This window comes from Acidiplasma aeolicum (assembly GCF_001402945.1).
GTDB lineage: Archaea > Thermoplasmatota > Thermoplasmata > Thermoplasmatales > Thermoplasmataceae > Acidiplasma > Acidiplasma aeolicum.
The window spans coordinates 1-7442 of sequence record NZ_LKBG01000268.1 but is presented as its reverse complement, the minus strand read 5'-3'; the positions used below and the strand labels follow the sequence as shown (position 1 = coordinate 7442).

Here is a 7442-nt window from a genome sequence, read left to right as displayed (position 1 = left end):
GCTGCAGAACTCATTGGTGCAAAAATTACATTCCCAATGCATTACGGTACATTTCCTGCAATAGATGCTGACCCAAAAAAATTCAAGGAACTTTCTGATAAATACACAAAGGTTGTTATACTTAACCCCGGTGATGAATATACATTATAATAATTTTAGGCGTTTAGCTGTGTTATTTTTATATTTTTAATATTTACATCCTGATTTTTAAGGTATGCAATATAAATAACATTGCTGTAAAAATTTTTAACATTTATTGAAAATGTTATATAATCCCGGTTTAAATCATTATTTACTGTTTTGTTTAAAACAACGCATTTCCCGGAGTTAAATTTTATTATAAATGTCGTGTTTTTCTCCACTGTGCTGTTTAATGTAAATGTAATGCTATAATTCCCCGGAAGAAGATATGTTTTATTTGAATCATAGATGTTTAATGCATTATCATCAAGCTTACCAAAATATGATGTATTTTTATTTATAAAAGGCCCCTCCGAGATGCCATTAACTGTCTGAAAATAATTATAACTGTAATTATTGTTTGATGGAACATATAATTCCGGACTTCCAGTATAATTTAATTTCAAAACCATAATGTCGTAACCCTCTGCCAGTATCCCATATAAGCCACTTGATATGTATTCCTGTGCCAGTTCAGCAAGGCTTATATTCTGTGAATTTTTTACATATGTCTGTGAATCCGAGAAATCTGCTATAAGGTATTTATAGTATGGAACCTTTTCGGAAATTGTTGCATCAGGGAACGCGGTTGCATTGTAATTTTTGTAAAATTCAGGGAAGATATTATTTCCTGTTATTAATGATGAATTATTATTAATTATGCCCTTTATTTCATGCATAAAATTTATTTTGGCCACATTGATGTTTTTATTATTTCCACTGAAATAACCAATGTTTGCGGGCTCCATGGATGCTGGTGACAGCGGGCTCAGTATGGCAAATCCAATTATGCTAAATAATACTATTACCAGCATTGAATTCTTAAAATATTTTTTAATTTTTTTAAAGTTTGGGGAAATATCAATTTTTTCTAATATTACATATATTCCAAAAATACCGGCAATAAAAACAAATGGTATAAACATCATTGAATACTGAAAGCCTATGAAATAATATGGTATATATGTTGAAAGCATTGCATATGCAAAATATGGAAGTGCGGGTAGCAGCCCTGCTGGATATTCTATAAAAAGAAAATCAACAGCCAGGAATCCCAGTATAAGAAACAGTATTTTTATATCATAATTCGCAACAAGAACTGATATTATTTTTTCTGGATTATAAAACAGCACTGTTAAAAATCCGGTTAGGCTCCTTGAAACGCTGCCTGAACCGCCTATAATAAGGTATGTTGCCTCAGGTATATGCCCAATATAGGATTTCAGGAATCCGGCTAGTATATAATAGGAAAATAGTACTGCAAATGATATGCCAAAATACATGCCATTGCTAAGTTTCCTGGGCCTGGTAACTATTCCCCTTTTATTTAAAATAATTTCCATAAGTATAATCATCATTGCTATGAAAATAAAATTTGAATGCAGGGATATTATCAGGGCGAGAAATATGTAATATAGTATTCTTTTGGCCTTTAAAAGGTAATAAAGTGCCATAAAATAGAAGAATGGAATAAATACCATAAGATGAAAATCAAAGTATACAGGGCTCTCTGTAAGCGGAGACAATATAAATGCAACGGGCATTATAAATGAAATAAATTTAAGTGTGCTGCGCTTTATTCTTTTATTCTTTGAACCATTCTCAAGCCGGCTTAAAATTTCATCTGTTATATAATAAAGGGGAATAATTGAAAAGCTGAGAAATATTGATTGAATTATTAAAAGTGTGTATTCTGATGGAAAAAAATAAAATGGTATTTCTATTAGGAATATAAATGGTGAAAAATGCTCCGCAAGGTAACTTGAGCCCAGAAGTGATGTATAAAAGAATTTACCCTTAAGAACAGAATAAAATACCTGTGAGTAAAGACCAAGGTCCCATGCATAGGCCTGAAAATTATAGGCTTTTAAAATTGAATAATATGAAAATAATATTGTAAATATTGATGCGACAGCGTATAAAATTATTACCGGTTTCCTTAATATGAAGTTTATACCGCCGCCAATTTTATTATTCATTGAATCATATAATTAAACTACTTATAATTATTTTGTCATTATTTTAATTTCTTAATAACAATATTTTTATTCATATGGTTTATATGCTTAAATGAAAGGCCAGAGATGGATAATTGATATACTGACATTTTTGCTTTTTGGTTTTCTGCTTTTTGAGCTGATTAAAACTGCAGTTTTAATGCCGACAATAAGAAAGGAATTAAATTTAAGCCTTGAACAGGAGGCACTCCTGCTCGGTATATTCTCAGGCGGGCCTGGGATAATCATGGGATTATTTGGTGGGATCATAGTTGATAAGATCGGTGCCAGATACGGCGGATTATTTCCATTGATTGCATTCACTGTTGTAACCATTGGTGTTGGCCTTTCCAGGAATTTTTCCCAGCTTGCAGCTGCAATTATAATATTCGGAATCTTTGAATCATTCACCAACACTGTTGTTTATAAATTAACAGGAAACTGGTTTGGAAAACACGAGAGGGGGCTTGGGGCTGGAATCACAAATTCAGCATCACCATTTTTCACATTTTTAGCCCCTGCAGTGGCCATACCACTCCTTTTATTTTTCCACGGAAATTTCCATGATGTTTTTCTGCTTTTTGCGGTATTTTCAATTCCCCTTTTAATAGTATGGGTCTTATTTGTTTATGACAGGCCAGAGGAATCAAGATTTATAACAATGGATGAATTAAAAATAATATATTCTGATGAATTATCATCAGGAATTATAAAGGAAGGGGAACTTGAGGAAGCGTATAAATCCCATAAATCATTGGATAAAATAAACAAAAATATTAAAAGTTCAAATTCAGTTAAAATATCAGATGCATTTAAATATATATTTAGCAGCAGGGACAGTCTTGGATTAATAATAGGAATAGGCATAATGAATCTTGTCTGGGCAAGTTATTCCGAGGTGCTTCCTACATACTTTTCAGATTATCTGTTATACTCAAACAGCATTCTTGGGCTTTATACAACAATTACCTATTTTGCTGGCTTTCTTGGTGCCATAGTTTCCGGACTGTTAACACTAAAGTATCCAAAATTGCTAATTATGAAAATCGGTGTGGTTGTAAGCACCATTGCCACAGTTCCATTAATATTTGTTAATCCAGGTATATCACCGTATATATTACTGCCGGTAACTGCAATAGGATTTTTTTCAATACTGCTATATTTCCCGCCATTTTTCTCATACACAGCAGATTACTTTGGAAAGGCTGTTCTTGGTAGGGTTCTAGGGATTCAGTTCAGTTTCATAGCACTTGCACTGGCCTTTGGTCCCACAATTATGCTTGATATTGCTGCGGCCATAAACTGGAAAATTTCCTATTTATTTGATACCTTTATGGTCATAATCGCAATAGCCCTTACGTTCATGATAAGAAAAAACAAAAAACTTGAAAAGCTGGCAACAGAGATGGAAGCTTAAAATAAATTAATAGAACTATATTAATATTTTTATCTGGAAGCAAAGTTTTTGATATTTTTTTGTATTTTATTTTTTTAAAAAAATAGGTTTATTAAAAATTTTTTTATTTTTATTCACAGACTTTCTGGAAGTTAGTTAAAAAAATAAATTTGAAATTTCATAAAATACCATCTTATTTTATAGTATGATATTAAAGTTTTCTTTAAAAAATATATATGATAATCATATATATCCCCAATTATTATAATATATTAAGTAAGAATTTTATTATATATTCCAAAAAATGATGCAATTATTTATAAATATTTACAGTATAATCACAAAGTTTAAATAAACAATGAAGGTATATAATTATGGAAAGTACTGTAATTAGAATAGGAGGTGCTGCAGGTGACGGTGTTCAGTCTGCAGGTTTGATACTGGCAAAATCTTTATCCAGAAACGGTCTATATATCTCAACATATAACTATTATCAGAGTTTAATCAGGGGTGGAGAAAGCTGGTACCAGGTAAGGGCATCAGAGAATGTTGTTAAAAATCAGGGTTCCGGCCTAGATATTTTAATAGCCCTAAATGAGGATGCACTTAACAGGCATACAAATCCGGGCATAAATGAGGGTGGCGCATCACCCCTTTCAGGAATAGCAATTTTTGATGGCGAGATGATAACAAATTATAAAAAATATCAAAACATTAAATACTGCCCCATACCTTTAAGGGATATAGCATTAAAATATGATAAAAACTCACTGCTGAAAAATACCGTGGCACTTGGAGCCACAATGGCTGCCCTTGGCCTGGGCTTTGATACATTTTCCGGCGTGATTCAGGAAGTTTTTGGTAAGAAGGGAAAAGTCGCAGAATTAAATGTTTCCGCCGCGAAGGATGGCTATGATTATTATCTAAAAACATATGGAATTTTTAAAAAACTGCATCCAGTCAACCGGAAGCTTTACATCGCATCCGGTGGTGAGGCAGTGGGTCTTGGAGCAGTTAATGCCGGAATGCAAATGTATTTTGCATATCCAATGACACCCGCATCATCCGCACTGCATTTCTTTGCAAACCATGCAAAAAAATATAATCTGTTTGTAAAGGTAACAGAGGATGAAATTTCGGCCATAAACGCAGCCATAGGTGCCAATTATGCAGGTGTCAGGGCCATGACAGGTACATCAGGCGGTGGCTTTGCACTTATGTCTGAGGCAGTTGGTTTGGCAGGAATGACCGAGGTGCCTCTTGTAATTTATGAGGCACAGAGGCCGGGGCCATCAACCGGGCTTCCAACAAAAACCGAGCAGGGGGATTTAAACCAGATTCTTGGTGCAGGCCAGGGGGATTTTCCAAGAATTGTGCTTGCACCTGGAAATGTTACAGAGGCATTTGACCTTGCAAAGGAGGCATTTAATCTTGCGGCAGAATACCAGCTCCCTGTTTTTATCATGTCGGATCTTTACCTTGCCGAGCATGTTGAAACATTAAATAACATAGATTTAACATATAAAATGGAACACGGATTAATAGCGCAGGATAATGACCCTAATTTCAAGAGATATGAATTTACAGAATCTGGAATTTCAAAAAGGGCAATACCAGGTCAGAAGGGATTAATGCACAATGAGGATTCAGATGAACATGATGAATACGGAAATGTTGTAAGTGATGAGATCACTGACCCAAAAATAAGGTCATTAAGCATGGAGAAGAGAATGAGAAAGCTTGAAACATATAAAAAGAATATGCCACCAACAAATGCATATAGGGCGGATGGCGCAGAAAACCTAATTAGCCAGTGGGGATCAACAAAGGGTGTTGTTGAGGAAATAGTTGATGATTTAATTGATGAGGGATTTAGCATTGGAGCCCTTGAAATAAATCATGTATACCCACTTAATCCAGATATAGCAGGGCACCTTAAAAACAGAAATAGAATAATTGTTGTGGAAAATAACTTCTCCGGCCAGCTAAACAGGTTAATAAAATCAGAATTTTTGGTAAAAACTGAGTTCATAGGGAAATATGACGGTGAGGCATTTTACCCGGATGAATTAAAGGCAAGGGTAAGGCAGATGCTAAACATTCAGTATGAAAATGTAAAAATAGGGGGTGATAAATAAATGATAACAATGGATAATTACAAGGGCAAGGTAAGGCCGGACTGGTGCCCCGGGTGTGGTAATTTCTCACAGTTAAGGGCAATAACAGAGGCACTTGTGCAGCTAAATATAAGCCCTGAAAATGTGGTGATTACCTCAGGAATTGGATGTTCAAGCAACATGCCTGAATTTATAAACACATATGGATATCATGGGCTTCATGGCAGGCTTGTGCCTGTTGCCGCAGGCATTAAATGGGCAAACCCGGATTTAAAGGTAATAGCCTATGGCGGCGATGGGGATGGATTTTTTGAGGGTACCCAGCATTTCTACCATTTTGCCAAAAGAAATGTTGATATAACATACATGGTCTCAGATAACCAGGTCTTTGGGCTTACCACAGGTCAGGCATCACCAACGACACCCATTGGCATAGTAACAAAGGATACACCTGATGGAAATATAGAACCACCATTTAATCCGCTCCATTATGCACTAACCGCAGGTGCATCATTCGTTGCCCGTGGTTTTTCTGGGGATATAAAGGGGCTTACAGAAATAACAAGGGAGGCGATTAAGCACAGGGGATTTTCCTTTATAGATGTGCTGAGCCCATGCACCACATATAATAAATTTAATGGGTATGAATTCTATAGAAAGGCTGTTTATAAACTTGAAAACAATGATAAAACTGATTTCTATCAGGCCTATAAGCTTGCCTCTGAGTGGGGAGATAATCATGCAATACCCACCGGCATATTCTATGAGGTTGATAAACCAACATATGAGGATGCAGATGAGGTTATATCAAAAATCTCACTGAAAAATACAGATCCATATAAATTAAGCGAGGAGGATCTTCAGGAATTTTATTAATTTTTTTTATATATAATTTAACCATTCCATAACAGGATCATACCTGCCATCTATGGATATTTCAGTTTTATCATCTTCACTGACAATTACAAATTTATAAAAATAAACATAGCCTTCTATTTCCTCCCCATACATTATGTGCTCAACCTGTTTTCCATCCGGAAAATGTTCAACAGCCTCAGGCATAAATGGAATAAAATGCAGTTCTAGAATATTGCCTTTTTCAATAATGTCAAATCCGGAATTTTCAGATACGTATTTTTTAAGCTTTTCAATCTCTATGGAGGGTTTATCAATATCCATAATTAAAAAAGCCCATATTATATATAAACTTAATTAATTATCTCTTAATATATAGGTATATGTAAACATTTTTATATATTAGGGATAAAATATATCCATAAATTCATGCATCTTTCCTCCATATTCAGATTATGATTTCTGTTAACCATGTTAACATATATCTTTGGAAGTTATCATACCAATGAATTAGGTATGCTTAGTATATTTAAATTTAATTCTTATGTGGTTCATTTTATAAGGAATTTGAACCACATATAGTCCATATTTAATTTAAATGATCCATAAGCATATGCAAGAAATATTATTATATCAATTTCAAATATATATCTATATGGGGCAACCCGATAAAAGAATAAAGGTAATAAAAAGGCCTTCACCTCTGTTATGTGATTATAATATTGATGCAATAAATGCATAATTTAGTATTCCGGTGCAATATGTATAATGCCACAAAATAATACCATATGGATTATGATTTCCTGGAAAACCCTGAAATCATTATAAAATCATATCCTGGAAAGTTATATGGTGATTATATTGAAGTTAATATTAATATATATGAAAAATAATTTT

General features: G+C 33.9%; 5 protein-coding genes. 3 read left to right on the top strand and 2 right to left on the bottom strand.

The annotated features are described in order from the left end of the window. Positions 1 to 155: 155 nt before the first annotated feature. Entirely contained in the window at positions 156 to 2159 is a 2004-nt protein-coding gene (locus tag AOG54_RS08260) for a DUF2079 domain-containing protein (protein ID WP_054963870.1), read from the bottom strand. A gap of 91 nt (positions 2160 to 2250) precedes the next feature. Here AOG54_RS08260 and AOG54_RS08255 point away from each other — a divergent pair, with 91 nt between their 5' ends. From AOG54_RS08255 to AOG54_RS08245, 3 genes are all read left to right on the top strand, one after another. Further along, a complete protein-coding gene (locus tag AOG54_RS08255) occupies positions 2251 to 3594 on the top strand; it encodes an MFS transporter (RefSeq protein ID WP_054963871.1) in 1344 nt (447 codons plus the stop codon). 353 nt (positions 3595 to 3947) lie between these two features. Then, complete coding sequence (locus AOG54_RS08250) at positions 3948 to 5711, top strand: 2-oxoacid:acceptor oxidoreductase subunit alpha (protein ID WP_055032608.1); 1764 nt, start codon at positions 3948 to 3950, stop codon at positions 5709 to 5711. Continuing rightward, positions 5712 to 6566 (top strand): thiamine pyrophosphate-dependent enzyme, encoded by an 855-nt coding sequence (locus AOG54_RS08245; RefSeq protein ID WP_048102326.1) that lies wholly within the window; start codon positions 5712 to 5714, stop codon positions 6564 to 6566. Positions 6567 to 6572: 6 nt separating this feature from the next. Here the strand turns inward: AOG54_RS08245 and AOG54_RS08240 are convergent, their stop codons facing one another. After that, the gene (locus tag AOG54_RS08240; RefSeq protein ID WP_048102327.1) at positions 6573 to 6869 is read right to left on the bottom strand and encodes a hypothetical protein; all 297 of its coding nucleotides are present in this window, start codon (positions 6867 to 6869) and stop codon (positions 6573 to 6575) included. Positions 6870 to 7442: the final 573 nt, after the last annotated feature.

What these genes read in the sequence shown, in the direction of transcription:
- AOG54_RS08240 (WP_048102327.1), bottom strand. Translation starts at nt 6,869, where the DNA reads ATGGATATTGATAAACCCTCCATAGAGATTGAAAAGCTTAAAAAATAC.
- AOG54_RS08250 (WP_055032608.1), top strand. Translation starts at nt 3,948, where the DNA reads ATGGAAAGTACTGTAATTAGAATAGGAGGTGCTGCAGGTGACGGTGTT.
- AOG54_RS08245 (WP_048102326.1), top strand. Translation starts at nt 5,712, where the DNA reads ATGATAACAATGGATAATTACAAGGGCAAGGTAAGGCCGGACTGGTGC.
- AOG54_RS08255 (WP_054963871.1), top strand. Translation starts at nt 2,251, where the DNA reads ATGAAAGGCCAGAGATGGATAATTGATATACTGACATTTTTGCTTTTT.
- AOG54_RS08260 (WP_054963870.1), bottom strand. Translation starts at nt 2,159, where the DNA reads ATGAATAATAAAATTGGCGGCGGTATAAACTTCATATTAAGGAAACCG.